The following is a 24,102-nucleotide window of genomic DNA, read 5'->3' as shown; positions in this document are numbered from 1 at the left end:
TGCTCACGGACGGGAATATTCCTCTCGCTGGCCGGATGTGGCATTGCGTCGATAGCTCACTCGATGAAAGAACGCCCCCACGCGGGCAAAGAGTCCGGGCTCGGCCCTGGCACGCGACGCCCGATGCCGGGCAGCCTCTTTCGCTTGCGCCGTGCGCACCGGCTGGCCGCTTGCGCCGCGACTCGGGCGATTCGCCGCGACGGTCTGCGACGCGGGACCGGCCGCCGTTCGCGACGGCGACGCCGCATCCTGCGACGCACCAGCGACGGTCGCGGCCGTGGCCATCGGCGCCACCGCGACCGGCCCGAGGCTCGTGGTGTCGGCGGGCGGGTCATCGGCGAGCGCGGTGGTGTCCGCGTGCGCCGCGACGAGGCTCGCGGTGGGCGGCGGCTGCACGACACCCGACGACAGCGTTTGCGCAGGCGGCCCCGCGGCGATCACCGGCTGGTCGATGCCGAGCGTGCGGCGCGCGCTCGCCATTGCTTCGGTATAGACGCGCTGGTCGTGGTTGAACCACATGCTGTAGGCGACCGTGCCGAGCACGCCGATGCCGAGCGCGCTGGCCGACGCCATCCAGAGCGCGAGCCGCCCGAAGCGCAGGGGCGCGCGCGGCGCGTCGAGATCGTCGTCGAAGTCGAGCGCGGTCTCGGACGCGGCAAGCGGTACGGAAGGATCGTTCGCTGGCGTCGCGACGCCAGCGAACGGCTCTTCAGGTAGTTCAGCGTGGTGAGGCATGGCTGCGCTCTCCAGAACATGTACATCAGCGGCGGACACCGGTCGCGCGCGTGCTCGTGCGCGGGTCGCCGCAGGAAGCCGGATGAAGCGCGCAAGCGAAGCGGCTGAGAGCCGTTGCGCTGCGCGCGTCATTCGAAATGAATGGTCAAACTGAAAAAGCGTGCGGCCGATCTCGACGGCGTTGTCCTGAGCGCGGCTCATCCGGGCGCGCAGAACGGCCGTTCGGCCTGCGACGATGTAACGCTTGCCGCAGGCCGGCAAAATCTGCCAACTGCCAGCAGCCACGGTGATGCGCGTCGCGCGCTGCCGGCGACAGGCGGCACCGGGCGCGAGGCTACGGCACGTGACCGTTTTGAATACCGAATACTACCGTAGCATCGTGCAGGCCAGCCGACCGCAATCGCCATTCCTCAGATCAGCGACACCGCGTTTCGTTGTCTCGCGCACAGACGGAAGCGGTGCGTTCAAGCGTGGCCGCACATTCTAGCGTTTTCGGCGATTCACTATGACGAGCGCGATACCGCCGAGAATCGCCACTGAACTGACGACGAGCCGGACATTGAGCGCTTCGCCGAGCAGCGCGACGCCGCCCGCCGCCGCGAGCACCGGCACGCTCAGCTGCACCGTCGCGGCGGTCGCGGGATCGAGCCGTTTCAGCGCCGCGTACCAGACGAGGTATCCGAGCCCCGACGTCAGCGCGCCCGAGGCAAGCGCATAGCCGAAGCCAGCTGCGTCGAATGTCGCGTTCCTGTAAGCGAGCGCGAAGACCACCGTCGCGATAGGGAAGGCGCGCAGAAAATTGCCGGCCGTCGCGGCGGTCGGATCGGCGAGACCGCGGCCTCTCAACGAATACACGCCCCAGCCGATGCCCGCCACGAGCATCAGCGCCGATGACCACGGCTGCGGCGCGGCCAGCCCCGGCAGCACGAGCCACACAAGGCCGGCGAGCGCGAGCGTGAGACCTAGCCATTGACGCGCCGTGAGCCGTTCGCCGCGAAAGAGACCGTAGCCGATCATCGTCGCCTGCACCGCGCCGAACAGCAGCAGCGCGCCTGCGCCGGCCGGCAGCGCGACGTAGGCATAGGAGAAGGCGACGGCGTAGAGCGTGAGCATCGCGGCCGACGCCCAGCTTCCGGCGCGCCGCGCATCGCCGCCGCGCGCTGCGAGAATCAGCCACAGCACGAGCGCCGCCGACGCGATGCGCACGAACGTGAACGTCGCGGCATCGATTCGCGTGCCCTTCAGCGCCAGGCGGCACAGCAGCGAATTGCCGGCGAACGCGAGCATCGCGAGCGCGGCGAGCGTGGCGGTGCGCGCCGGCGACGACGCATCGGGATAGGGCTCGTCCATCGAAAGTCCCGGCGATGGCAACGCGCCCAATGTATCCCAACCGTGCCGCGCGGGCATCGCGCGGTGTCAGTCGGCGTGTCAGTCGGTGCGAAAGGCGGGCGGCTTGTCCGGCTGCGGCAAGCCGAAACGCTCGAACTCCGAAATCACCTGCGCGCCGAAGAGCAACAGCGTAGCGAGCGCTTCGAGGCTGAAGAGCACGACGATGGACGTCGTCAGCGACCCGTACACGACGCTCACCTGCGAAAGCGTCGCGAAGTACCAGACGAGCACGTGGCGCGTGATCTCCCAGAGCAGGGCGGCGGTGATGCTGCCGAGCAGCGCAAGCCTGAACGACGGCCGCCCCACCGGCATCACGAGATAGATCGACGTCAGCACGAACACTTCGCCCGCCACGCCGAGCAGATAGAGCAGAAGCCGCGACGCGCCCTTGAGCGACACCTCGAAGCCGAGCAGGGTGACGCTGTTATCGCCCATCGCCTGAAGGCCGTTCGACACCAGCGTGACGATCAGCATGCCCACGCCGAGAAACAGGATGTAGCAGTACGGCAGCAGCGCGGACCAGAGAAAGTGGCGCCGCCGGATGGCGACGCGGTGCACGAAGATGACCGACATCGCGTTTTCGAGCACGGTGAAGGCGAGCGAACTGAAGAAGACCATCGTGACGAGGAGCAGCCAGCCGATCACCGCGCGATGCGTCAGAAAATTGGCGAGCTCGCGCACGATGGCGCGCGCCTGTCCTGGCACGAGCCACTCCAGCAGATGCGCGAGCGTGTCCAGCAACTCCTGCTGACCGACGAACTTCGACAGCACGATCACGATGAGAATCAGGAGCGGCACGATGGAAAGCAGCGCGTAATACGCCACCGCGCCGGCGAGCAGCATGCCCTGATTGGCGCGGAATGCCTTCACGGTCCGCGTGAGAAAGCCGAGCGGATGGCGCGCGACGCTTTTGACCTGTGGCCCGAGCACGGGGCCGAGAATCTTCGACATGGAACCTCCGCGGCGCGTGTGCGGCCCTCGCACGATGGCGAGCCCCATGTTCAGGGCGACGGGACGACAAGCCGCGAAGCAACTTGCACGCCCGAAGCTGCGTCTATCCCGCGCGATGCACCTTGGTGCGGCGTGCGGCGGCTTGCTGCGCGGCTTCTTCGAACGCGATGTCGAGCAGCGCATCGACGTCTTGCGCCGGCAAGTCGGCCGCGTCGATGCGGCGCAACCGGCAGATGAGCGCGAGGGCTTCGGCGGCAGCGGCGAAGGCGAGATTCACATCGCGGGCGGGAAGGCGTTTTTTTCTCATGCCTCGCATATCGGCAAGCGCGCGGTTTTACTTTAATCTCTCTGTAACGGCGGGCGCGCGCCCGTCGCGGCCGGGCCCGCGCGCTTTCCCTCGGATCTGGCGATTCGCATCTCCATCGCGGTTTCATTTGTCGGCCGTTTGCGTTGCAGGCAACGCGACCCAACGTTGCTCAATGCGGCTCGACGCTTTGAACAGAGGGGACGATCATGCCAGCTTCGCACGTCGCTAATAGCTCCGCTCTCGGTCCGGGCGCCGATGTGGACGTCGTCGATGCCGACGAGCGCCTCTACAACCACGACCTCGCGCCCGTGCCGCGAGCGCGGCGCACATGGACCGGCTACAGCATCTTCGCGATGTGGATGTCGGACGTGCACAGCGTCGGCGGCTACACGTTCGCGGCGAGCCTCTTTCTGCTCGGGCTCTCCGGCTGGCAGGTCCTGCTTGCGATGACCATCGGCATCCTGGTGGTCTATGTGCTGATGAACTGGGTCGGCAAGCCGAGCCTCGTGCACGGCATTCCGTTCCCCGTGATGGCGCGCGTCTCGATGGGCGTGATGGGCGCGAACCTCGCCGCGCTGATTCGCGGCGTCGTCGGGATTGTCTGGTATGGCGTGCAGACGTATTTCGCGTCGAAGGCAGTGGCCACGCTGCTTCTGCTTTTCGTGCCGTCGGCCGTAGCGTTGCGCGATTCGAGCTTTCTGCGGCTCGACATGCTCGGCTCGGTCAGCTTTCTCTTCATGTGGCTGCTGCAACTCGTGATCTTCCAGCGCGGCATGGAGATCATCCGCAAGTTCATCGACTTTTGCGGGCCGGCGGTGTACGTCGTGATGTTCTTTCTGATGGGATGGATTCTGTATCGCGCGGGGCTCGGGAGCCTGAATCTCACGCTCTCGGGAAAGGTGCTGCCGGGCGACGAGCAATTGCACGCGATGGTCAACGCCATACTGCTCGTCGTGAGCTATTTCGCCGCGCTGCTGCTGAATTTCGGCGACTTCTCGCGCTTTGCGAAGAGCGAGCGGCAGATGAAGATCGGCAATTTTCTCGGCCTGCCGTTCAACTTCATCGCGTTCGCCGTCATCACGGTGATCGTCACGGCGGGCAGCGAGAAAGTATTCGGCGCGATGATCATGGACCCGGTCGAGATCGTCTCGCGCATCGACAACAAGCTCGCGGTGGCGGTCGGCAGCATTACGTTCGTGATCGCCACGATGGGTATCAATATCGTCGCGAACTTCGTCTCGCCGGCCTACGACATCGCCAATCTGTTCCCGAAGCACGTGGACTTCAAGAAGGGCGGACTGATCGCGTCGGTGCTCGCCGTGCTCGTGTGTCCGTGGATCTTCGTCGATAGCCCGAAGGCGATCACGATCTTCGTGTCGGTGTTCGGCGCGGTGCTCGCGCCGCTCTATGGCGTGATGATCGCCGACTATTACCTCGTGAAGCGTCAGCACGTGAACGCCGCCGAGCTTTACACGATGCAGCCCGGCTCGCGCTTCTATTACGACGGCGGCTGGAACAAGGTCGGGCTCGCGGCGCTGATCGTTTCCGGCGTGATCTCGGTCGGCTGGGAACTGTCGACGCAACTGCTCAAGGTGCTGCCGCCGAACAATCTCGGCTGGATGATCGGCGCGGTGGCGGGGGCGTTGCTTTATATCGTGTTCATGCGCGTTGCTCGGCGTACTTGATGCGAACGGCGGGTTCACGCGACGACACGGCCAACGCGCTGCAAGCCGCCGAGACGCCGAGACGCTGAGCGCTTGCGTGATGCATCTCCATGTGCGCGAAGCCATTGCCGTATCCGCGCAGGCGCACGGTCTGCTGCCGGCGTCCCAGCACGCGATGCGCTTTCACGGCCATCTCGCGCGCTCGCCGGCCGAAGGCGAGGCTCGCGGCACGCCTCGGCGGGCATCGCTGAGCCCGAGTCCTCGGCCCATCGAGCCGCCCGGCATTTGCATGGCGGGCGTGTAGCTCGCCACGCGGACATCGGCATATGGCCGTCGTCGCTGCCGTCGCTTTCACGCAAATTCACTTTAGCCAGCGGCGGACATCCTGTTCCCAGTCGGGTTGTCCGCAATTCGGCGGATTCTCCGGACCTAGCACGGTGATGTAACCCTGCGTCTTCATGCACGCCTCATAAGCCCGAACCTGCGCGCACCGGCCCGGGCCCGCTTTGCGCGACGAGGCTTTGCAGGTGTCCATCGCGCGGTCCATGCCGCTGAAGTCGGCGTTGACGGATTCGCTGGCAGGCGGCGGATTCGCGTTCGCCGAGAATTCGACCGGGCCGGTGCAGGCGGCAAGCGCGAGCGGAACCAGGGTGACTAGCGTGCGTGGGATGCAATATGCCATCGTGTCGTTTCCTCCCGTGAATGATGCGGTGGATGTTACGCGCAGTTCGGAACCGCGGAGCATCGCGAGTCTGAGACGATCGAGCAGCCGAACGAGACGTTGCGACATTCGCGCCGCCGGCGCTCGCCACTAAGCTTTCTCCAACGACGAAGCACGCAACCGCGCGCTTCCGTCATCCGACAAGGAGAATGCAATGGACAAAATTCAACCGGCTACTCGTCCCGGCCCGATGCCGGTGGCGTTCTTCGGCATCGCAGTGGGCGCGCTCGCGCTGGCCGGTGCATGGCGCGCCGCTGCTCGCGTGTGGCATGTTCCGCACGGCGTGCCGGATTTGCTTACGGCGGGCGCGCTCGTCGTATGGATTGCGCTTCTCGTCGCTTATGGCCGCAAGTGGCTGAGTCAGCGCGACGAGGCTATCGCGGAGATGCGGCATCCGGTGCAGTCGTCGTTTGCGGCGCTGGTCCCGGTGTCGACGATGCTCGCCGCGCAAGCAGTGCAGGCCGTTTCGCGCGAACTCGCGGTCGGGCTCTTCGTCGTGGGCGTCGTGAGCCAGCTTGCGCTCGGGGCGTTCCTGCACGGGCGCTTCTGGCAAGGCGGCCGCAAGCCCGAACTGACGACTCCGGCGATGTATCTGCCGTCAGTCGCGCCGAGCTTCGTCGCGGGCACGGCGGCCGCCGCCTTCGGCTGGACGCAACTCGGCGCGTTGTTCTTCGGCGCGGGCGTGTTCTCGTGGCTCGCGATCGAATCGATTCTGCTTCATCGCGCCGCCGTGCACGAATCGCTCGCCGATGCGCTGCGCCCGACGCTCGGCATCCAGCTCGCGCCGCCGGTGGTCGGAGGCGTGTCGTATCTCGCGATCACGCACGGCGTGCCGGATGTCTTCGCGTACATGTTGCTCGGCTACGGCCTCTATCAGGCGATGATTTTGACGCGCCTCGTGCCTTGGATCCGTCAGCGCGCGTTCACGCCTTCGTACTGGGCGTTCAGTTTCGGCGTGGCCGCGTTGCCGACGATGGCGATCCGCATGCTCGAGCGCGGCGCGCAGGGTCCGGTGGAATGGATCGCGGTGGGTTCGTTCATCGCGGCGAATGTGGTGATCGCGGGGCTGATTGCTGGAACGGTTCGGGCGGCTTTGCAAGGGCGGCTGGTGCCGGTGGTTCCGGTAGTGCCGGTGCAGGCGACGCAGGCGTGACGTGGGCGGGGAGGCGGTCGCCGGTGATGGGTTGATGGCGGCCGTCTTCGTTGGGAGTGAGCGGATCGGAGAGGGTGGACGATGTGGGTCGAGGCATGTGGCGGCAGGTAGCGGCGAACGAAAAAATCGAAGGCAGACGCCGGACGCGGGACGCCGAATGCTGAGTGCCGAATGCCGAATGCCGAATGCCGAATGCCGAATGCAAAACGCCAAAAGTTAGAAGCCAAGACTCGTTTAGGCAACTGGCAAACGCCGCCCACTACGCCCCGCTTCGCGCACCTTAACGGATAGGCTCGGTGCCGCGGTAATGCCGGCCGTCTCCCTTGGGAGTGAACTGATCGAACAGGCGGCGGCGAACGCCAAGAGTCAAAGGCATGCGGAATGCAGACTGCATAACGCCAAACGCCAAACGCCAAACGCCAAACGCCAAACGCCAAACGCCAAACGCCAAACGCCAACGCGAGAAGCCAAACTCGTGCAGGGCAACCAGCAAACGCCGCACACACGCCCAGCTTCGCGCACCCTTAACCGATCGGCTCGGTGGCGGGGTAATGCCGGCCGTCTCCTTTGAGATTGAACTCGTCGAAGAGGAGCGGCGAACGCCAACCCTCAAAGGCACGCAGAATGCCGAATGCATAATGCCAAACGCCAAACACAGATCATTTCAGCGCGACCTGCAAGCCCCGCCCACCACCCCCAACTCCCCGCCCCCTCACCCCATCTGCTCCGCCAGCGTCCCCTCGACGAATTCCTTCAGAAACGCCACCCACGTCTTGATCTTCGCATCGAGATATTGCCGCGACGCATACATCGCGTAGATCGTCATGGTTTGCAGTTCCCACTCGGGAAGCACGCGCACGAGTTCGCCGCTTCTGATAGACGGCAACGCCGAGAGCGCAGGCAGCGGCGCAATGCCGAAGCCATCCGCGACCGCGAAGGCGAGCGCATCCGCCGAGTTCACCCGCAGGCGCCCCGGCGGTAGATCCACCTCGGCGCGTCCACGCGGGCCCTCGAACGCCCAGCGATCGACCGGAAAAAACGTGGTGACGAGCTGCAGGCAAGCATGCTTCGACAGATCGTCGATATCGCGCGGCACGCCCGCCCGCTCCAGATAGCGCGGCGACGCGCACAGCACGCTCGGCATCGAGCAGATGCGCGTCGAGACAAGCGCCGAGTCCGGCAGCGCCGATGTCGTCACCTGCACGAAGACGTCGTAGCCTTCGTCGAGCATGTCGGGCACGTTCTGCGACAGCGTCAGCTCCACGCGAACCTGTGGATGCGCTTCGAGATAGCGCGTGAGCGCGGGCACCACGTAGTGATGCCCGAACGTGATCGGCGCATGCATGCGCAGCAGGCCGCTCGGCAGCACGCGGGCGTCGCCGGCTTCGGCTTCAGACAGATCGACTAGCTCGATTACTTCCTTGCATCGCGCGAGATAGCGGTTGCCGGCATCCGTCAGCGCGACGCGCCGCGTCGTGCGATTCAATAGCCGCGTGCGCAAGTGCGTCTCCAGATCGGTGATGGCCCGCGATGCTTGCGCCGTCGTAATGTCCAACTGTTGCGCCGCCGCCGTGAAGCTCGACGCTTCCGCCACGCGCGCAAAAATCCGCATGCTCCGCAACAGGTCCATTCGCTCGCAGCCTTTTTTGACGAAGCCCGCACTATCCCACCGGGCGCCCGGGCGCGCAACCGCTGGCGGCGACATCACCGATGCGCAGACCGACCGTTCGTTTCAACGTTCACATCTGTTACAGGCGTTGTAACGCAAGCGCCGACGCGCCCGCCTAACATGCGGTCATGGCCGTGCTGCGGCCGTCAGGCAGAGGACAACATGAAGGTCAAAACAACTATCGGACTGGGAATCGCCGCATGCGCCGCGCTCGTTTGCGACGCGGCATTCGCGGGAGTAAGCATCGGGGTCAATCTGGGCGTGCCGCTCGCGCCGGTTTATGGTGCGCCCGCGCCGGTGTACGTCGCGCCGCAACCCGTGTACGCGCCGCCGCCGCCCGTGTATGTCGAGCAGCCCGCGCCCCCGCCCGTCGTGTATCAGCCCGCGCCTGTAATGGTCGCGCCCGCGCCGGCTATCGTCGTCGGCTGGCACGGCGACCGTTACTGGGACGGCTCCCGCTATTGGGACCGTCGCGACTGGTACGCGCATCACGGCGGCTATGGGCATCGCCATTGGTAAGACCGGGACGTCGGGGAGCCTACATCATGAAAAAGCACATTAACAACACGCCGGCTCGGCGTATCCCGCGTCTGGCGATCGTATCCGCGACGCTCGCGCTCGCGGCGACGTTGAGCGGCTGCGTCTACGCGCCTCCGTATGCTTATGCGCCCGCGCCGGCTTATGGCTATGCGCCCGCGTACGGCTACGGTTATGCGCCGGCGTATTACGCGCCATCGGTATCGGTGGGCGTTGGCTTCGGCGGATATGGACACTGGCACGGCCGCTGATCTCCGGGAGCCGGCGACGCGTGCAAACGCGATGAGTATTCGTCGGCGTTGGCTTCGGCGGATATGGACACTGGCACGGCCGCTGATCTCCGGGAGCCGGCGACGCGTGCAAACGCGATGAGTATTCGTCGGCGTTGGCTTAGGCGGATATGGACACTGGCACGGTCGCTGATCTCCGGGAGCCGGCGACGCGTTGAAACCGGGCATAACGACAGGAACACCCGTTGCTGCGCTGCTCTCGATTCCACGGAGAAACGCATATGGCCGAGCACACCGAAACCGAGCAGGCGGCCGACGCCCGCTGCGAGTCGTTCATGCTCGCGGCGAACGGCTGGGTGCCGAACAACGCGCGCCTGCCGGTACTCGTCTGGCACGGCGCGATCGATCCTCAGGACCGCGATTGCGGCAGCCGCTTCGAAGCGCTTTTCGCGCGGAACGGCTGGCCGCCGCAATGGCGCGACAGCGTTTTCGACTATCACCATTTCCATTCGACGGCGCACGAGGCGCTGGGCGTGGCCTCAGGCGAAGCCGAACTGATCATCGGCGGACCGAAAGGGCGCGTGATCGCCCTGCGCGCGGGCGATGCCCTGATCCTGCCCGCCGGCACCGGCCATTGTCTGCTGACGAGCGGACGCCGCTTTCAGGTGATCGGCGCGTATCCGCCGGACCAGCAGTGGGACATTCGCCGCGAGGCGCTTTCCGACGACGAGCGGCGCGCGATGGATGCCTTGCCGTTTCCGAAGAGCGATCCTGTCGGCGGAGAAGAAGGACCGCTCACGCGCTTGTGGCGATAGGCGGCGCACGGCGCGCGCCGTTCACTGTTTCGCGCATGCGGCGCGGCGTTCGCGCACGAGCGGCACGCGCTTGACGACGCCCGTCGCGAGCGCGGTGCCCGCCAGCACGACGGCGCAAGCCGCGGCCATGCCCGCCGACACGCGCTCGGCCAGAAAGACCGCGCCCCACAGAATCCCGAAGATCGGAATCACGAACGTGACGGTGATCGCCCGCGCCGGGCCGGCGACCGCGATCAGATGGAAGAAGACCATGTAAGCCACGCCCGTGCACGCGATGCCGAGGCCGAGCACCGCGCCCCACGCGCTCGGCGACACCGTGCCCGCGGGCCACGCGACGAGCGCGAACGGAAGCAGCACGAGCGTCGCTGCGCTCATCGTGCCGGCCGCCACGGTCAGCGAATCGACGCCTGTCAGATACCGCTTCGTGTAACTGGCGGCGATGCCATAGCAGAGCGTCGCGGCCAGCGCGGCGAGGGCCGCGAGCGCCGTGGTCATCGGCGCGACCGGGGGCGTCGTCGAGTCGTGGACGAACATCTGATCCCACACGAGCGCCATCACGCCCGCGAAACCGATGGCCAGTCCGGCCACACGCAGGCGGCTCAACCGATCGCCGAGCCACAGGTAGGCGACGAGCGCGCCCCACAGCGGCGTCGTCGCATTGATCACGGAGGTGACGCCGGCGGTCAACGTCAATTCCGCATAGGCGAAGAGACAGAACGGCGCGGCGGAGTTGAAGACGCCGACCACGAGCAGCGGCCACGCGCGCTCGCGTATGGTCGCGAACGCTTCGCGCGGCGAGCCGCGCAGCATCAACACGATGAGCAGAAACGCAGCGCCGATGCCCACGCGCAGCGCCATCAGCGGCGCGACGCCGAGATCGGTCACGCCCACGCGAATGAAAAGGAAGGAGCCGCCCCATAGCGCGGCGAGGAGGAGCAATTGGGCCAGGTCGACGGGATTCATGACGGGCTTCGCGTAAAGAGTGGATGAAGCCATCGTAGCGGCGCGCAAACGCGCGATGCTTCGCTGCGGCGTGAAACGAAAGATGCAACCGAAAGATGCATGAGCCGACGGCTTCGTCCGATGGAGGAGCATCGTAGGCGCGCGGCTGGGCGTCGGCAAACGAGCAATTCTCACCGGTATGTGAAAGAAATTGCGATGCCATGAGCGCATTGCGCGTTTCGCCTATGCCATACGGACGAGTGGCGTGCGTCGGCCGTCGGTGCGACTCTTGCTGACACGACGACGGACGGATCACGCAGTGCCATCAACCACGCGAAAGGAGAGCGCCATGGAGAACGTCAACGCCAATGCCAACGCTAAAGGGAACGCTGCGTCATCGACCGGCGAACCCGCCGTGTCGCGCAAGGCCGTGGAGCGCGCGATGGACGCCGCACTCGGGCCGGGCATGGAGCAGAGCGGCGAGAGCAAAACGGCGGCGCACGCGCCCGGCGCCGCGCAACAGCCCGCGCGCAATGCTCCCTATCCCGCGCCCTATCATGCGCACGGCAGCGTGCTGGAAGGCGGGGATAGCCCCGCCGTGCTTGGTCAGCCTGCGTCGGCCTCGGCCCAAGGGCAGGGCAGTCCGTTGCGTCCCGAGCGCCTGTCGGCGGGGCGCCGGGCGCAGCGCGTCATCTCGGGGGCGCAGGATGTCGCCGTGGCACGTTACCGGCTCGTCACGGAAGGCACCGACGACTTCGTTCACGACAACCCGTGGAAGTCCATCGCGATGGCGGCGATAGGCGGGCTGATCGTCGGGCTGCTGATCGCGCGCTGACGCGGGGAGATTCGTCCTCGCTGAAGCGATGAACGGCGCGGTGCCTCATTGCCGCGCCGGAGGGCTATGAATGCATCGACGAATCGGACAAGGCGGTCCTGCCGAATCGCAGACCCAAAGCACGCCGCTTATTAATTGCGCATTGAGAATCGAGTGCAGGCGGTCGTCTTGTGCTGATGCTTGTCGTGCGCGGCTTGGAAGCCTGCGACGCTGCCGCAGCGGTCGCGCTCATGTCGTCCTGGCCGCCGCAGGCGCTTTTCGTGGGCACGCGCACCGGCGCGAATGAAGGGTTGCCGTCCGTCGACAGATCGCATCGGCACGCGCTTGCGCGTATCCTGCGCCGGCCGGCATGAACTGATGCTGATCGCGCTCGTCAAGCACGCAGTCGCTGTTCCGCGCGACGCGTACGGGTTGAGTCGGAAGCCTGGCCGGTGTGACGGCTGAGGGACACGTGATCGCGTCCGTTCGCGCGCTGATGCGTTGCGACGAGCGACGGCCGCGCCGTAGCGTCGACGCTGCCGTCGATTGAATCGATCCGACGGCGGCGGCGATATATGAACGCTTCAGGCCGTCTTCTTGAAGTCGTTGGTTTCGAGTTCCACCGACTGGCCGCCATTGCGCTCCAGCGCCCGGCGCGCCGCTTCTTCGATCTGCAGACGTCCGCCTTCGAACGCGCTCAAGATGGCGTGCGACGAGGTTCCGCTGTTACCGAAGTGGTCGTTGAGCGCGTCGAGGGACACGCTGCACCAGACTTCGCGGCCGTCCACCGACGCTTCGAATGCGACACGCGCTGCCGCTACCACATGACGCCGCCCGCTGAACTCTATCGTCATCCTGATCACCTCCTGTTATTCGTTTGAGTTACACGTTGGGAAAAAAGGGAAAGTGGAAAGGCTTGATACACGCTCACCGTCACGCTTCAGACAAAGTGGACGGATGCCGGGGTGATGCCGGGGCCGCATTCATCATACGCCGCGCGGCGCGTTCGCAGGGAAATGCAACGCGTATGCCTGGCCGCGCGTCGAAGCCGGCGCGGGCATCGGCGACGACCGTTTCAGCAGCAGAGGCAGCCGCCGCGATGCCGCATGCCGTAACTGCCGACGTCGTCGTTTTGGGGCTGCGAGCTGCCGCCGCTGCTCCCGACGGACGGCGCGCCGACGGTCACGCGGACGGCCGTCGCGCCGCACGTGGGGCAGGCGGCTGGGTCGTCGCGTTCGGAGATGCGGCGGACTGCTTCGAATGCGCCGCACTCGGAGCACGCGTAGTCGTAGACAGGCATGGCGTCTCGGTAAAGGAATGGGAAGAGAAAGTGTAGCAAGCCAGCATGAGAGACGGGCAGCAATACCTATTCCGGTTGCGCGGGCGTTTATCGGCTGCTTGGCATCGCCATTGCTATCAAAGGGGAGCTATCACCGCCAAAGGAGGCATCAATGAAACGCAATGCAGTTCTGCTCACCGCGCTGGCATCGGCGCTATTCGCCGCCGCGCCGGCAGTCACGCTCGCGCAGACGCAGGCGGCCAGCACCACGATGGCCAACGAGTTGCCGTCGCCTGACAAGGAATTCGTGCAGGCCGCGTCGAAGTCCAGTTCCACGGAAATCGACGCCAGCAAGCTCGCGACCAAGCAATCGCAAGACAAGGACGTGAAGAACTTTGCGCATCACATGATGGTCGATCACACGAAGCTGACCATGCAGCTCAAGATGGCCGCGCCGCACGGCATCGCCGTACCGAAGGACAATTCGGACACGGCCGTGCTCGACTCGCTCAAGGGGCTGAAGGGCAAGGAGTTCGATACCGCCTATATCCAGAAGGTCGGCGTCCAGGGCCACCAGGAAGCGGTCGAAGCGTTCAGGAAGGAAGCCGAAGGCGGCCAGAACGCGGACCTGAAGAAGGCCGCGCAGAAGGCATTGCCTACCATCGAGCAACACCTGAAGATGGCGCAGGACCTCGCCTCGAAGAAGGGCGTGCAGTAAGCGTAAGCATCGAAACGGCCGCGCGGCGTTGAGCGCCGCGCCGCCTTTCCTTGCGGTCCCTCTGCTCCTGTCAGCGCGAGCCGCTGTGCAGGAGTCGGTCGCGCGCTTGCGGAATCGACTCGAACGCGCCGGCGTACTCATCGAATACGGACACCTCGCCCTGTCCGATGTCGTAGACCCAGCCCTGCACTTGTAGCTTGCCGAGCGCGAGCCGTCCGGCCACCGCCGGGTGCGTGCGCAGATGCGTGAGCTGAAGGCGGATGTTTTCTTCGACCATCGCCTGCACGACACGGTTTTCGTCCAGTTTCCTCGTCATCACGACACTGCGCGCAGCTTCCGCGTTGCGCAGCCACGCGTGGACCGTCGGCATTTCATCGGCAATGGTCGCACCGGACGCGAGGCCCTTCATGGCGCCGCAATCCGAGTGGCCGCAGATGACGATCTGGCGCACGTTCAACGCCAGCACCGCGAATTCCACCACGGCCGAAACGCCTCCGAGCATTTCCCCATAAGCCGGCACGATATTGCCGATATTGCGGCACACGAAGAGTTCGCCCGGGTGCGTCTGGGTAATCATCTCGGGCGACACGCGCGAGTCGGCGCAGGTGATGAAAAGCGTGTGCGGCGCCTGCTGATGCGCAAGGCTCTTGAAAAGCGCCTCGCGGTCGGGAAAGACGAAGCGGCTGAAGTCTTCGGCGCCCTGCAGCAGGTACAGCAGATCGGGGTTATCGGCGCCTTTGCGCTCTTCGTTCATCGTCAATTTGTCGGACATGGGACCTCTTTGTTTTACAGACCGGCGCGCATTACGCGCCGCAACCGAGAGCTTGCGGGGTTTTGAGATGATCTGCAAGCGGCACGAGCGGCAAGAGCGGCACCGACATGCGCGCCGCGCTGCGGCGCCATTCGCCGCGTTTCGGTTTTTGCGCGGCTTTATAGTTCTTGACGAATTCGTGCCGGACCTCTGTTAGTTTTACGCTCCAAAAATTCCCCGAACAGCGGTTCCGCGCGTTTTCGCTCATGGTCTTCGATCCGAATCTCTATCACACCGCAGCGGCTCATTATTCGAGCGGAGACTATGAGGCGGCGCTGCATGTGCTTCAGCCCATGCTCGAAGATGCGCCAGCCGACGCGGAAGTCCTGAATCTGGCGGCCATCTGCTGCTATCGACTCAACCGCCCGGACGATGCGGAAGCGAACTGGCGCCGCGTCATCCACGCGCATCCGGAGCATGCGGGAAGCTACGGCAATCTGGCGAATCTGTTGATGGCGCAGGGCCGGCTCGCGGATGCCGAGTCCGTCTACCGCAAGGCCGTCGCCCTTCGCCCGGCGTTCGCGCAAGCCCATTACAACCTCGGCAATCTGCTGCGCGCGTGCCATCGCGCCGACGAAGCGGAAGCCTGTTTTCGCGAGGCGCTGCGCCTCTGCCCGAATCTGGCAGAAGCGCATTACAACCTCGCAAGCCTGCTGAAAGACGGTGGACGACTGGCGGAAGCCGAAGCCGCCTACCGCGACGCCGTCACGGTGCGTCCCGACTACGCCGAAGCCTTTAACAATCTCGGCAATCTGCTGCGCGAGCAGGGCCGGCTCAAAGAGGCGCGGACCGCGCTCAGGCGCGCGGTGGCGCTGCGTCCGACCTTCGACATCGCGCATCAGAATCTGGGGCTGGTGCTTCAGCAAATGGGCCAGTTCGCGCGGGCGCAGGCGTTCCACCGGCGCGCGACACAACTGACGCCCGCTTATGTCGAGGCGCACTGCAGTCTCGGCGATGCGCTTTTCGCGACCCGGCGCGTGGCGGAAGCGACGGCCGCGTTCGAAGCGGCGCTCGCCGTTCGCCCGGACTGCACGCAGGCGCTCTTGGGCCTCGCGCGTGCGCGGCGTGAGACCGGCGGCATCGCGGAAGCGGAGCGCATCTATCGCGAAGTGCTCCAGATGCACCCGGACCACGGGGACGCTCGCGCGGGCCTCGCTCAAATGCTGCACGAAGCAGGCCGCATGAAAGAAGCGGAAGCGGCGTATCGCGCGCTGATCGCGCAGCATCCTCGCAACCCGGACCTGCACTACAACCTGGGCGTGCTTCTTTCGCGGGAAAATCGCCTGCCTGAGGCGGAGGCCGCCTATCGCCGCGCGATCGCGCTGCGCCCAAACAGCGCTGATGCCTACACGAATCTGGGCCGCGTCGTGCGGGACATGAACCGGCTGCCGGAGGCGGAGGCCATTCTGAGGCAATCGATCGCAATCGCGCCGCACTCCGCCGAGGCTCATAACAACCTCGCGAGCGTGCTGAAGGACATGGGCCGGATGGATGACGCCATCGAAGCGTTTCTCCGCGCCGTTGCCTGCGCGCCCGACAACGAATGCGTGCATCGCAATCTCAACTACGCGCTGACCTATTACGCCGAAGACTCGAGGACCATTCTCGACGAATGCCTGCGCTTCTCTGCGCGACACGAAGCCCCGTTGCTTGAACGCGCCGTGATGTATGCGAATGACCGGGCGGCGTCGCGGCGGCTCCGAATCGGCTATGTCGCGCCGGACTTCCGTATGCATTGCCAGTCGATGTTCACGGCGCCCGTTTTCGCACAGCACGACCATGCATCGTTCGAGATCTTCATCTACGCGAGCGTGGCGCATCCGGACGCGGTGACCGATCAGCTTCGCGGCATGGCCGATGTCTGGCGCGACGTGCACGCGCTCGACGACGAAGCGCTCGCGCAACTGATCCGCGATGACCGCATCGACGTGCTCGTCGACCTCACCATGCACATGGCGGGCGGGCGTCCGCTTTTGTTCGCCCGGCGGCCCGCGCCGGTGCAGGTTCAGTGGCTCGCGTATCCGGGCACGACGGGCAGCCGCGCGATCGGCTACCGGCTCACCGATCCGTGGATCGATCCGCCCGGTCAGCCGGGCGTCGCCGAACGCTACAGCGAGCGCTCGCTCTGGCTGCCGGAGACGTTCTGGTGCTTCGATCCGCGCATCGCGATGGGCGATGCACTCGATATGCCCGACGTCGGCCCGCTGCCCGCCGAACGCAACGGCTTCATAACATTCGGATGCCTAAATAATCCGTGCAAGGCGTCGGAGCGCACGCTTCGCATGTGGGCCGCCGTGCTGGCCGCGACGCCTAATGCGCGCTTCGTTTTGCTCGCGGAGCGGGGCGCGCGCGAACGCTTCACTGCGCGCCTGAGCGCGTTGGGCGTGGACATGTCGCGCGTGGCGTACGTCGGTTATCAGGAGCGCAGCGCGTACCTCGACACCTACAATGCCATCGACATCGGCCTGGATACCTTCCCGTACAACGGTCACACGACGAGCCTCGACGCGCTGTGGATGGGCGTGCCGGTGCCGTCGCGCGCGGGCGAGACCGCTTGCAGCCGCGCGGGACTGAGCCTGCTCATGAACCTCGGCTTGTCCGAACTGGTTGCGCATGACGACGCGGCTTACGTCGACATCGTCACGCGCCTTGCCGGCGATATCGCGCGTCTTGCCGGACTGCGCGCATCGCTGCGTTCTCGCCTCGAACATTCGCCGATGATGAACGCCCCGCGCTTCACGCGCAATCTGGAAGACGCCTATCGCGCGATGTGGCGCGAGTGGTGCGCCACGAGCGCCGACTGAACCGCTCAGAACGCGTCGAGGCCCGTGACGGTTTCCACGGGAAGCACGGCGTCCGCGGGCGCGGCTAGCTCACGCCGGCGCAAGCGGTTGATCGCCGAGAGTCCCAGCGACAAGCCCGGGTCCAGATAGTGAATGACGAGGCTGCGGCGCTCGCCCGCGAGGACATCGAGATTGCAGTGCTGCATCAGGAATCCGTTGAAGACGTAGACGTCGCCCGCGAAGCCCCGAATGCGCGAGCACAGGCCCCGTTCGAGATGCCGCTCGGTGCGCGCCGCGCGAAGCGGGAAGGGCAGGCCGCGCTCGCCCCACTGCATGCTCTTGCGCAAGAGGTTGTCGCGGCGTCGCGGAATCTCGCGTGTTCTCGGATAGACGACGAGATCGCCGCTCTTGTCCTGATCGCTGGCTGTCTTCAGCACGATCACGAGCGTGAGCACCTGCGAGTCGAAGTGGCGGCAGTGACTGCCCGCGGTTGTCGTGCTGCTTCCGATGCGAAGACCGAACCACGGTCCGACCGTCGCGGTGACCTGCATGGTCGACCTGAGCCAGTCGGATGCGGTGCGCACGGCCTCGTTCTCCAGCGCCCTGAAGGCGGGGATGTCGCGCAAGGTAAGCACGACGTTCTTCGCGCTGCCGAAAAACTGCTCGTGGTCTTGCGTGGCTTCATAGGCCGCGTCCAGCATGCAGTTGATGGCGGAAAGCGTGGCCTGCGGCACGACGGATTCGAATACCGCAATGCTGCCCTTCGATGCCTGCGTCAACGCGGCACGGTCTTGTGCGTTCATATGCGCTCTCGGAGATGACGTGTAAAAGACGGCGATTCGTTGCGGGCGCAACTTCATCGAGGGCCGGGCGGCACGGGCCCCGAGGCTGAGAGCATGGCGATGCCGTTCACGTATGCGGCACGGCAGGCGTGCGTGCTGGTCTGACTCATGGCGAGCCTCTTTGAGTTATTCGATTCGTTCGATACCGCGACCCCGCGCGTCCGGCCCCGACCGCCTTCCGGTGCGCATTCCTTTCCGGCTTGTTTGCTACGTAATCCTATACGTCGCCATTTATGCCGATATGACTCTAATGTACGACGTCACGGGCGTTTGCGACACATGACGACGACGAGGACAAACCCGTAGCGGTAACACAATAAGCCGGCTTATGTTCGGTAACCATCGCAAAGAACGCTCGGGTGCCGACATCGGCGCCTGCATGTCGCGGCTTATGAGCGCAAGCGGACATAGCAAACGTGAGCGTGGACCATCGACCGCATCGAGCGTGCGTCGGCGCACGGAGGGGGGGCGACCGCGACGGTAAGTTTTCGGCAACGGGGGCGGGCCTGGCCGGGTCCGTCGCGCTGGAAGCACAGCGCATACAACAAGAGGCGATCGGCGGCGACGTGGGCGACATGAGCGACACGGGCGACCGGCGATCCCCGGCGACATGCGACGGTGAAACAATGGAAAGGGCATCGCTCGAAGACAAACTGTGGGTCGCGACGTTTCTCGCTGCCGTGGGAAGCGACGTGCTCTCGGGCGTCGTGCGCTACTACACGTCGATGGCCGGCGTGCCGCAGGCCGCGTATCTTCCCAAAGTGGTCATGGTCGCGTGGGTGCTGTTCACGCTCATCAAGCGCCCGAAGGCGAGCCACGCGCTGATTGCGCTCTACATGCTCGCGCAGTCGTGCGTATCGCTTTCGCATGGCGTCGTGCCGCAAGCTGTGGCGTTCTGGGTGTGGACGGTGACGCCGATGCTCTTTGCGCTCACGGCGCCGCGCAGCGCGCTCGCGCTGCTCAACGCGCGTACCGCGACAACCGGCTTCGTCGTGCTCGCCGCGCTATGCGGCATCGGCATTCTCGCCAACACGTTCATGACGCTGCCGTGGGTCGGCGCGAGCGTATCGGTGGGCGGCCACAACGTGCGCGTCGCGGTGTCCTCATATGTCGGGATTGCATCGCGGCTCTCGGGCTTCGGCCGCGACAGCGCATCGACGGGACTCATGGCCGGTCTGCTCACCACGTGGCTTCTCATGCGGACCGACAATCGCTGGTTGCAGTGCGCGTTGCTCGCGGCAGCGGGCGCGGCCATTCACGCCACCACCAACAAGACGGCGCCCGTGGCGCTCGCGCTTGTCGTCGGTGCGCACTGCCTTTTCTCGACGATGACGATGAAGCGCGCCTGCCTGTGGGCGACTGCCTTCGCCATCGGCTTTCCGCTCGCGTCGTTCATCGCGGCCTCGGCATTCAATCTCTCAGGCACCGGCTACATGACGCTCGCATCCTTCCAGGATCGCATGTTCAATACATGGCCGATTCTGATAGAAGGACTCCTGAAGAACAAGCGGATATGGCTCGGGCTCGGACCGGGAGGCTTCGGCTCGGCATCCACCTACTATGAGAACGCCTTCGGCTTCAATGTGGCCTATGCGGACAACACCGTGCTGTATGCGCTTGCGAGCTTCGGCATGTTCGGCGCGGTGGCGCTCATCGGCTTATTCGTGCGCGTAATGCTGAGGGCGCAGGCCGAGGACAGACCGTCCTGGGCGATGCTGCTTTATCTGCTGTTCGCCTGCGCGACGACCGATGTCTGTGAATCGATCGGCTGCCTGCTGTTCCTCGGCATCACGCTCGCTTATCTGCGTGAGAACGGGCTCGCCGTGGAGCCGCGCATGTGGCGCATGCCGCTGCCGTTGACGGCAACGCAGTGGCGCGCGCGCATGCCGGCGATGCATGCGATGCCGTCGGTCAAGAGCGAGACGATGCTCGAATCGGCGCATGACGGACTGCGGAGCCTCTGACATGATCCGCACGAAAAGCATCGCCCGGCATATCGCGGTAGCGGGCGCGGTGGCCGCATGCATCACGATGCTGCCCGCATCCGCCACGCCCGATGTAACGCTCGACGGCTCGCCGGTGTCGCTCGAGCGCGCTTATGTCGCGTTGCCGTCGTTCGCCGGGGCACGGGCGAATACCGGCGTCGCGATCCATCAGATCGGCGATACGCAACTCCTCGACGCCGTGAAGGACGTCGGCTTCTCGTTCGTGCGCACAGATCTCTTTTGGGAAGCAGTGCAGGCGCCGGACGGCTGGCATTTCGGCGAATTCGACGGTCTCGTGAACAACCTGAAGGCGCGCGGTCTCGGCGCGCTCTTCATTCTCGGCTACAAGCATTACGCGTATAGCCCGGACCAGCCGCCGACGTCCGCGCCGCAACTTGCCGCGTTTCAGACCTACACGTATCAGGCGGCATACCGTTATCGCAGTGCGCCGGTACGCTTCGAAGTGTGGAATGAGGAAGATCATAAGGACTACTGGTTAGCTACGCCGTCAGCGACTGCCTATCGCGCATTGCTTCAGACGGCGGTGAAAGCGGCACGGGCCGCCAATCCCAGCGTCGTCATTGCGACCGGTGGCGTGCAGCAGGTCGATCGCGACTTCATACGCGCGGTGGGCGATATCAGCGCGACGCAAACGGGGCCGGACGCCGTGAGCGTCCATCCGTACCGGCAGCAAGAACCGGAGACCGTGCTCGGCGACTATCGTGCGTTGCGCGAGGACCTGTCGACGTATGCAAGGCGTCCGCAAGTGTGGGCCACCGAATGGTCATACCCGAGCGTCGGCTATCACTATGTAGCTGATATCGGCAATGGTCATTCCAGCGAAGCGCGTGCGAGACAGGCGAACTACGCAGTGCGATTGCTGTTGATGAACTGGATCGCGCAAGTGGGGCTGACGTCCTACTACGACATGCGCAACGACGGCAATGACCCGAAGGAGATGGAACATAACTTCGGTCTGCTGGATGCGCAGAACGGAAAGCTGCCGGCGTATCGAGCCGTGAAGCATCTGTTCGCCTTCACGGCGGATGCGAAGAACGCGCGGTATTTCATCGACGAGAAGGCGCAGTACATCGTGCTCAAGCTCGACGATGCGCAGGCAACGAAATACGTGGTCTGGTGCTACGGCGCCGGCAACGTCGTGAACTTGGATGTGTCGCGTCTGCCTGCGGGCGCGCGAATCACGGATTTGTATGGCGTCGCGCGAGGCGGGCAGAAGGTGCTCGCCGTGACGGAAGTACAAGGACCGGTCTTCGTGACTGTGTCCTCATAGCGGTTCGTGGTACGAATCACAGGCGCATGCGAGGGAATGCGCCTGTGTCGAAATGCACTGACGTCCTGGGTCTTTTACTTCTCGTAGGGATATAACATGCTTTCATATAATATGCGCCCGGCCATGACGCCAGTTCCGCAACGCGGCGACGGTCTCGTCGATCTGTGGCGCAGCGTGGTGCGCCACAAGACCTTGTTGGGCGCAGTCACCGGCACATGCTGCGCGGCCGGTGTGCTGTACGTGCTGCTCGCCACGCCGCAATATCGCGCCGAAGCGCTGTTGCGCGTGCAAAGCAAGGCGGGCACGTCGATCAGCGCGCTATCTGACGTCTCCGGCTCGATGGCCGCCGACGCCTCCGCGAACGACGAAAGCGACGTGCTGACGTCACGCTCGGTCGTGAGCGCGGCTATCGCGCAGACGGGGGCGGAGACCGTCGTCGAGACGAAGAGCCACTTTCCGTTGATCGGCAGCTATCTGGCGTCGCGCCACGCGAGCGACAACGAACTCGCGCCATCGTTCTTCGGACTCGATCAATATGCTTGGGGCGGCGAGCGCCTGAAGCCCGGCGTGTTCACGGTTCCCGAATCCGCTTACAAGGCGAAGTTCCGCGTCGTCGCGGGACCCGCGGGACGCTGGACACTCTACGACAAGGACGACAGGCAACTCGCGCAAGGGCGCGTCGGCGAGACGGTGCCGTTTCAGGTGAGCACGCCGGAAGGGCAGGCGCCCGGCGAAGTGCGCATCGACACGCTGCGCGCGCGCCCGGGCATCAGCTTCGAACTGCGCAAGTACTCGCAGCAGATGACGTTCGACAACGTGATTTCGCGGCTGCGCACATCGATTCCGCCGCGTGAATCGTCGTTGCGCGACCCGTCGCTGATCCACCTGAGCTATCAGGCGGAATCGCCGCTGCTCGCACAGGCCATGGTCAACGCGATCATCAAGACGTATCAGCAGCGCGACGTCGAACGCCGTGCCGCGCAGGCGCAGACGAGCCTCGACTTCCTGAAGCAGCGCCTGCCCGCGCTGAAACAGGATCTCGAAGCGGCCGAGCGGCGCCTCAATGCGTTCCGCACGCAAACGGGCACCGTCGACATGGCGCAGCAGAACACCGCGCTCATCACGCGCATGAGCCGGCTGGAAGAACAGCAGACGACGCTGCAACTCGCGCTCGATGCCGCGCAGCATCGCTATAAGCCCGACAACGAGAACTATCAGAGCGCGCTCACGCAGTTGAATCAGGTGAAGCGCGAGATTGCCGATACGTCGAAGATCGCGGCGAATCTGCCGACCGTGCAGCGGCAATACGTTGAGCTTGCGCGCGATGTCGCCGTCACGACGCAGCTTTACACGAGCGTGCTCACCAATGCGCAGCAACTGGAAGTGGCGGCCGCCAGCACGCCGCCCGGCGTCGCGGTGGTGGATTGGGCCGTCGCGCCCGAGAAGCAGTCGTGGCCGCGCGCGTGGATCGTGCTGCTCGGCTCCGTCTTCGGCGGCCTCTTTATCAGCACTGTTTCGATCTATCTCATCGCATTGAATCGGCGGGAACTTCGAAGTCCCGAAGAAATCGACCAGTTCTCGCAGTTGCCGCGTCTTGCCGTCATCGCACGTTCGACGGCGCAGCTGCGCCAGGACGTGCGTGCGCTGACGCACAACGCCGCGCCCGCGAAACTGCTCGCCATGACGAGTCCGACCGACCCGAGCATCGAGGCGTTGCGCTCGTTGCGCAACAGCGTCCGCGCGATGCTGAGCGGCGCGCCCGTGCCGATGGTTCATGCGGGACTCGGCGGCGGACTCAACTCGCTGAACCCGATGAACGCGATGCCCTTCGGCACGACCACGACCATGATGAATCCGCGCTACGTCGCAAGCGCCGACGATCGTCACGGCAAGGTCATCCTCTTCACCGGCCCGACGCAGGGCGTGGGCAAGAGCTTCGTTTCGTCGAACTTTGCTTATCTGCTGGCGGAAACGCGTGCGTCCGTCTTGCTGATCGACGCGGACATGCGGCAGGGGCGTCTCCGTCATCTCGTCGATGGTCGCACCGGGCCCGGTCTCGCTGAAGTACTGGAAGGCTCCGCTCACGTGGATGAAGCGATCGTCTCGCTCGGCGGCGGTCTTTCGATGATGGACGCGGGCGCGTTCTATCCCGAGAATCCCGCGGAACTGCTCGGCCGTCCGGCGTTCCAGGAGACGCTGTCCATGCTGCGCGACATCTACGATTACGTCGTCATCGATTCGCCGCCGGTGCTTCCGGTCAGCGATGCGCTGTCCATCGCCATGCACAATTGCGATCTCGTGCTGCTGGTGTCGCGGGCGGACCGGACGGGCGCGCGGCAACTCGAAGAGACCTTGCGCCGGCTTGAAAACGTGGGCGCGAAAGTGGGCGGCCATGTGTTCAACGGCTTCGCGCCGGGCCGCTACGGCGCGCGCGAGGAGTACGGCTTCAGGGCAGTCGCGCGCTGA

General features: G+C 65.1%; 24 protein-coding genes and 1 pseudogene. 13 read left to right on the top strand and 12 right to left on the bottom strand.

Annotated features, from left to right (window positions below; translation table 11 throughout):
* Nucleotides 1–3: 3 nt before the first annotated feature.
* Entirely contained in the window at nt 4–735 is a 732-nt protein-coding gene (locus tag LDZ26_RS06660) for a hypothetical protein (RefSeq protein WP_244848766.1), read from the bottom strand.
* Nucleotides 736–876: 141 nt separating this feature from the next.
* On the opposite strand from LDZ26_RS06660, the gene LDZ26_RS06655 reads away from it, so the two are divergent.
* Nucleotides 877–1,110 (top strand): hypothetical protein, encoded by a 234-nt coding sequence (locus LDZ26_RS06655; RefSeq protein ID WP_244848764.1) that lies wholly within the window; start codon nt 877–879, stop codon nt 1,108–1,110.
* 108 nt (nt 1,111–1,218) lie between these two features.
* Here the strand turns inward: LDZ26_RS06655 and LDZ26_RS06650 are convergent, their stop codons facing one another.
* The 3 genes from LDZ26_RS06650 to LDZ26_RS06640 all read right to left on the bottom strand — a co-directional run bounded on the left by LDZ26_RS06650 (nt 1,219) and on the right by LDZ26_RS06640 (nt 3,382).
* Nucleotides 1,219–2,085 (bottom strand): DMT family transporter, encoded by an 867-nt coding sequence (locus LDZ26_RS06650; protein ID WP_244848762.1) that lies wholly within the window; start codon nt 2,083–2,085, stop codon nt 1,219–1,221.
* Nucleotides 2,086–2,163: 78 nt separating this feature from the next.
* Entirely contained in the window at nt 2,164–3,075 is a 912-nt protein-coding gene (locus tag LDZ26_RS06645; RefSeq protein WP_244848760.1) for a YihY/virulence factor BrkB family protein, read from the bottom strand.
* A gap of 103 nt (nt 3,076–3,178) precedes the next feature.
* Entirely contained in the window at nt 3,179–3,382 is a 204-nt protein-coding gene (locus LDZ26_RS06640) for a hypothetical protein (RefSeq protein WP_244848746.1), read from the bottom strand.
* 206 nt (nt 3,383–3,588) lie between these two features.
* Here LDZ26_RS06640 and LDZ26_RS06635 point away from each other — a divergent pair, with 206 nt between their 5' ends.
* On the top strand, nt 3,589–5,067 hold the full coding sequence (locus LDZ26_RS06635; protein ID WP_244848738.1) for an NCS1 family nucleobase:cation symporter-1: 1,479 nt from the start codon (nt 3,589–3,591) through the stop codon (nt 5,065–5,067).
* A 25-nt stretch (nt 5,068–5,092) separates the two neighbouring features.
* Nucleotides 5,093–5,294 (top strand): annotated as a pseudogene (locus tag LDZ26_RS25650) (class II aldolase/adducin family protein); the annotation flags it as partial.
* A gap of 113 nt (nt 5,295–5,407) precedes the next feature.
* Here the strand turns inward: LDZ26_RS25650 and LDZ26_RS06625 are convergent.
* Nucleotides 5,408–5,836, bottom strand: coding sequence for a hypothetical protein (locus tag LDZ26_RS06625; RefSeq protein ID WP_244848736.1), 429 nt, complete (start codon nt 5,834–5,836; stop codon nt 5,408–5,410).
* Nucleotides 5,837–5,921: 85 nt separating this feature from the next.
* On the opposite strand from LDZ26_RS06625, the gene tehA reads away from it, so the two are divergent.
* Nucleotides 5,922–6,920 carry a dicarboxylate transporter/tellurite-resistance protein TehA gene (tehA, locus tag LDZ26_RS06620; RefSeq protein ID WP_244848734.1) on the top strand — a complete coding sequence of 333 codons (999 nt, stop codon included), beginning with the start codon at nt 5,922–5,924 and terminating at the stop codon, nt 6,918–6,920.
* A gap of 712 nt (nt 6,921–7,632) precedes the next feature.
* Here tehA and LDZ26_RS06615 read toward each other — a convergent pair.
* Nucleotides 7,633–8,550 carry a LysR family transcriptional regulator gene (locus tag LDZ26_RS06615; protein ID WP_244848726.1) on the bottom strand — a complete coding sequence of 306 codons (918 nt, stop codon included), beginning with the start codon at nt 8,548–8,550 and terminating at the stop codon, nt 7,633–7,635.
* 201 nt (nt 8,551–8,751) lie between these two features.
* Here LDZ26_RS06615 and LDZ26_RS06610 point away from each other — a divergent pair, with 201 nt between their 5' ends.
* From LDZ26_RS06610 to LDZ26_RS06600, 3 genes are all read left to right on the top strand, one after another.
* Nucleotides 8,752–9,108, top strand: coding sequence for a hypothetical protein (locus tag LDZ26_RS06610; RefSeq protein ID WP_244848710.1), 357 nt, complete (start codon nt 8,752–8,754; stop codon nt 9,106–9,108).
* Between the two features lie 26 nt (nt 9,109–9,134).
* On the top strand, nt 9,135–9,377 hold the full coding sequence (locus LDZ26_RS06605; protein ID WP_244848708.1) for a hypothetical protein: 243 nt from the start codon (nt 9,135–9,137) through the stop codon (nt 9,375–9,377).
* A gap of 260 nt (nt 9,378–9,637) precedes the next feature.
* The gene (locus LDZ26_RS06600) at nt 9,638–10,171 is read left to right on the top strand and encodes a cupin domain-containing protein (RefSeq protein ID WP_244848706.1); all 534 of its coding nucleotides are present in this window, start codon (nt 9,638–9,640) and stop codon (nt 10,169–10,171) included.
* 21 nt (nt 10,172–10,192) lie between these two features.
* Here the strand turns inward: LDZ26_RS06600 and LDZ26_RS06595 are convergent, their stop codons facing one another.
* Entirely contained in the window at nt 10,193–11,134 is a 942-nt protein-coding gene (locus LDZ26_RS06595; protein WP_244848704.1) for a DMT family transporter, read from the bottom strand.
* A 328-nt stretch (nt 11,135–11,462) separates the two neighbouring features.
* Here LDZ26_RS06595 and LDZ26_RS06590 point away from each other — a divergent pair, with 328 nt between their 5' ends.
* Entirely contained in the window at nt 11,463–11,948 is a 486-nt protein-coding gene (locus tag LDZ26_RS06590) for a YqjD family protein (protein ID WP_244848702.1), read from the top strand.
* Between the two features lie 563 nt (nt 11,949–12,511).
* On the opposite strand, the gene LDZ26_RS06585 is transcribed toward LDZ26_RS06590, so the two are convergent.
* Together LDZ26_RS06585 and LDZ26_RS06580 are read right to left on the bottom strand one after the other, a co-directional pair.
* Nucleotides 12,512–12,781 carry a DUF1488 domain-containing protein gene (locus LDZ26_RS06585; RefSeq protein ID WP_175940343.1) on the bottom strand — a complete coding sequence of 90 codons (270 nt, stop codon included), beginning with the start codon at nt 12,779–12,781 and terminating at the stop codon, nt 12,512–12,514.
* Between the two features lie 221 nt (nt 12,782–13,002).
* Complete coding sequence (locus LDZ26_RS06580) at nt 13,003–13,227, bottom strand: zinc ribbon domain-containing protein (RefSeq protein ID WP_244848700.1); 225 nt, start codon at nt 13,225–13,227, stop codon at nt 13,003–13,005.
* A 151-nt stretch (nt 13,228–13,378) separates the two neighbouring features.
* On the opposite strand from LDZ26_RS06580, the gene LDZ26_RS06575 reads away from it, so the two are divergent.
* A complete protein-coding gene (locus LDZ26_RS06575; protein WP_244848698.1) occupies nt 13,379–13,924 on the top strand; it encodes a DUF4142 domain-containing protein in 546 nt (181 codons plus the stop codon).
* 70 nt (nt 13,925–13,994) lie between these two features.
* Here the strand turns inward: LDZ26_RS06575 and LDZ26_RS06570 are convergent, their stop codons facing one another.
* A complete protein-coding gene (locus LDZ26_RS06570; protein ID WP_244848696.1) occupies nt 13,995–14,696 on the bottom strand; it encodes a carbonic anhydrase in 702 nt (233 codons plus the stop codon).
* A gap of 31 nt (nt 14,697–14,727) precedes the next feature.
* The gene (locus LDZ26_RS06565; protein ID WP_244848694.1) at nt 14,728–14,943 is read right to left on the bottom strand and encodes a hypothetical protein; all 216 of its coding nucleotides are present in this window, start codon (nt 14,941–14,943) and stop codon (nt 14,728–14,730) included.
* Between LDZ26_RS06565 and LDZ26_RS06560 the strand changes: the two genes are divergently transcribed.
* On the top strand, nt 14,942–17,539 hold the full coding sequence (locus LDZ26_RS06560; RefSeq protein WP_244848692.1) for a tetratricopeptide repeat protein: 2,598 nt from the start codon (nt 14,942–14,944) through the stop codon (nt 17,537–17,539). The two genes, LDZ26_RS06565 and LDZ26_RS06560, sit on opposite strands and share 2 nt — an antisense overlap.
* A 5-nt stretch (nt 17,540–17,544) precedes the next feature.
* On the opposite strand, the gene LDZ26_RS06555 is transcribed toward LDZ26_RS06560, so the two are convergent.
* Complete coding sequence (locus tag LDZ26_RS06555; RefSeq protein ID WP_244848684.1) at nt 17,545–18,321, bottom strand: hypothetical protein; 777 nt, start codon at nt 18,319–18,321, stop codon at nt 17,545–17,547.
* Between the two features lie 665 nt (nt 18,322–18,986).
* Here LDZ26_RS06555 and LDZ26_RS06550 point away from each other — a divergent pair.
* The 3 genes from LDZ26_RS06550 to LDZ26_RS06540 all read left to right on the top strand — a co-directional run bounded on the left by LDZ26_RS06550 (nt 18,987) and on the right by LDZ26_RS06540 (nt 24,102).
* Nucleotides 18,987–20,324, top strand: a complete 1,338-nt coding sequence (locus tag LDZ26_RS06550) for a hypothetical protein (protein ID WP_244848677.1) — start codon at nt 18,987–18,989, stop codon at nt 20,322–20,324.
* 1 nt (nt 20,325) lies between these two features.
* Nucleotides 20,326–21,636, top strand: coding sequence for a cellulase family glycosylhydrolase (locus tag LDZ26_RS06545; protein ID WP_370650655.1), 1,311 nt, complete (start codon nt 20,326–20,328; stop codon nt 21,634–21,636).
* 123 nt (nt 21,637–21,759) lie between these two features.
* Nucleotides 21,760–24,102, top strand: coding sequence for a GNVR domain-containing protein (locus LDZ26_RS06540; RefSeq protein WP_244848675.1), 2,343 nt, complete (start codon nt 21,760–21,762; stop codon nt 24,100–24,102).

This window comes from Caballeronia sp. SL2Y3 (assembly GCF_022879575.1).
In the GTDB taxonomy this organism is placed as follows: domain Bacteria; phylum Pseudomonadota; class Gammaproteobacteria; order Burkholderiales; family Burkholderiaceae; genus Caballeronia.
This window is presented reverse-complemented; position numbering and strand designations above follow the sequence as displayed.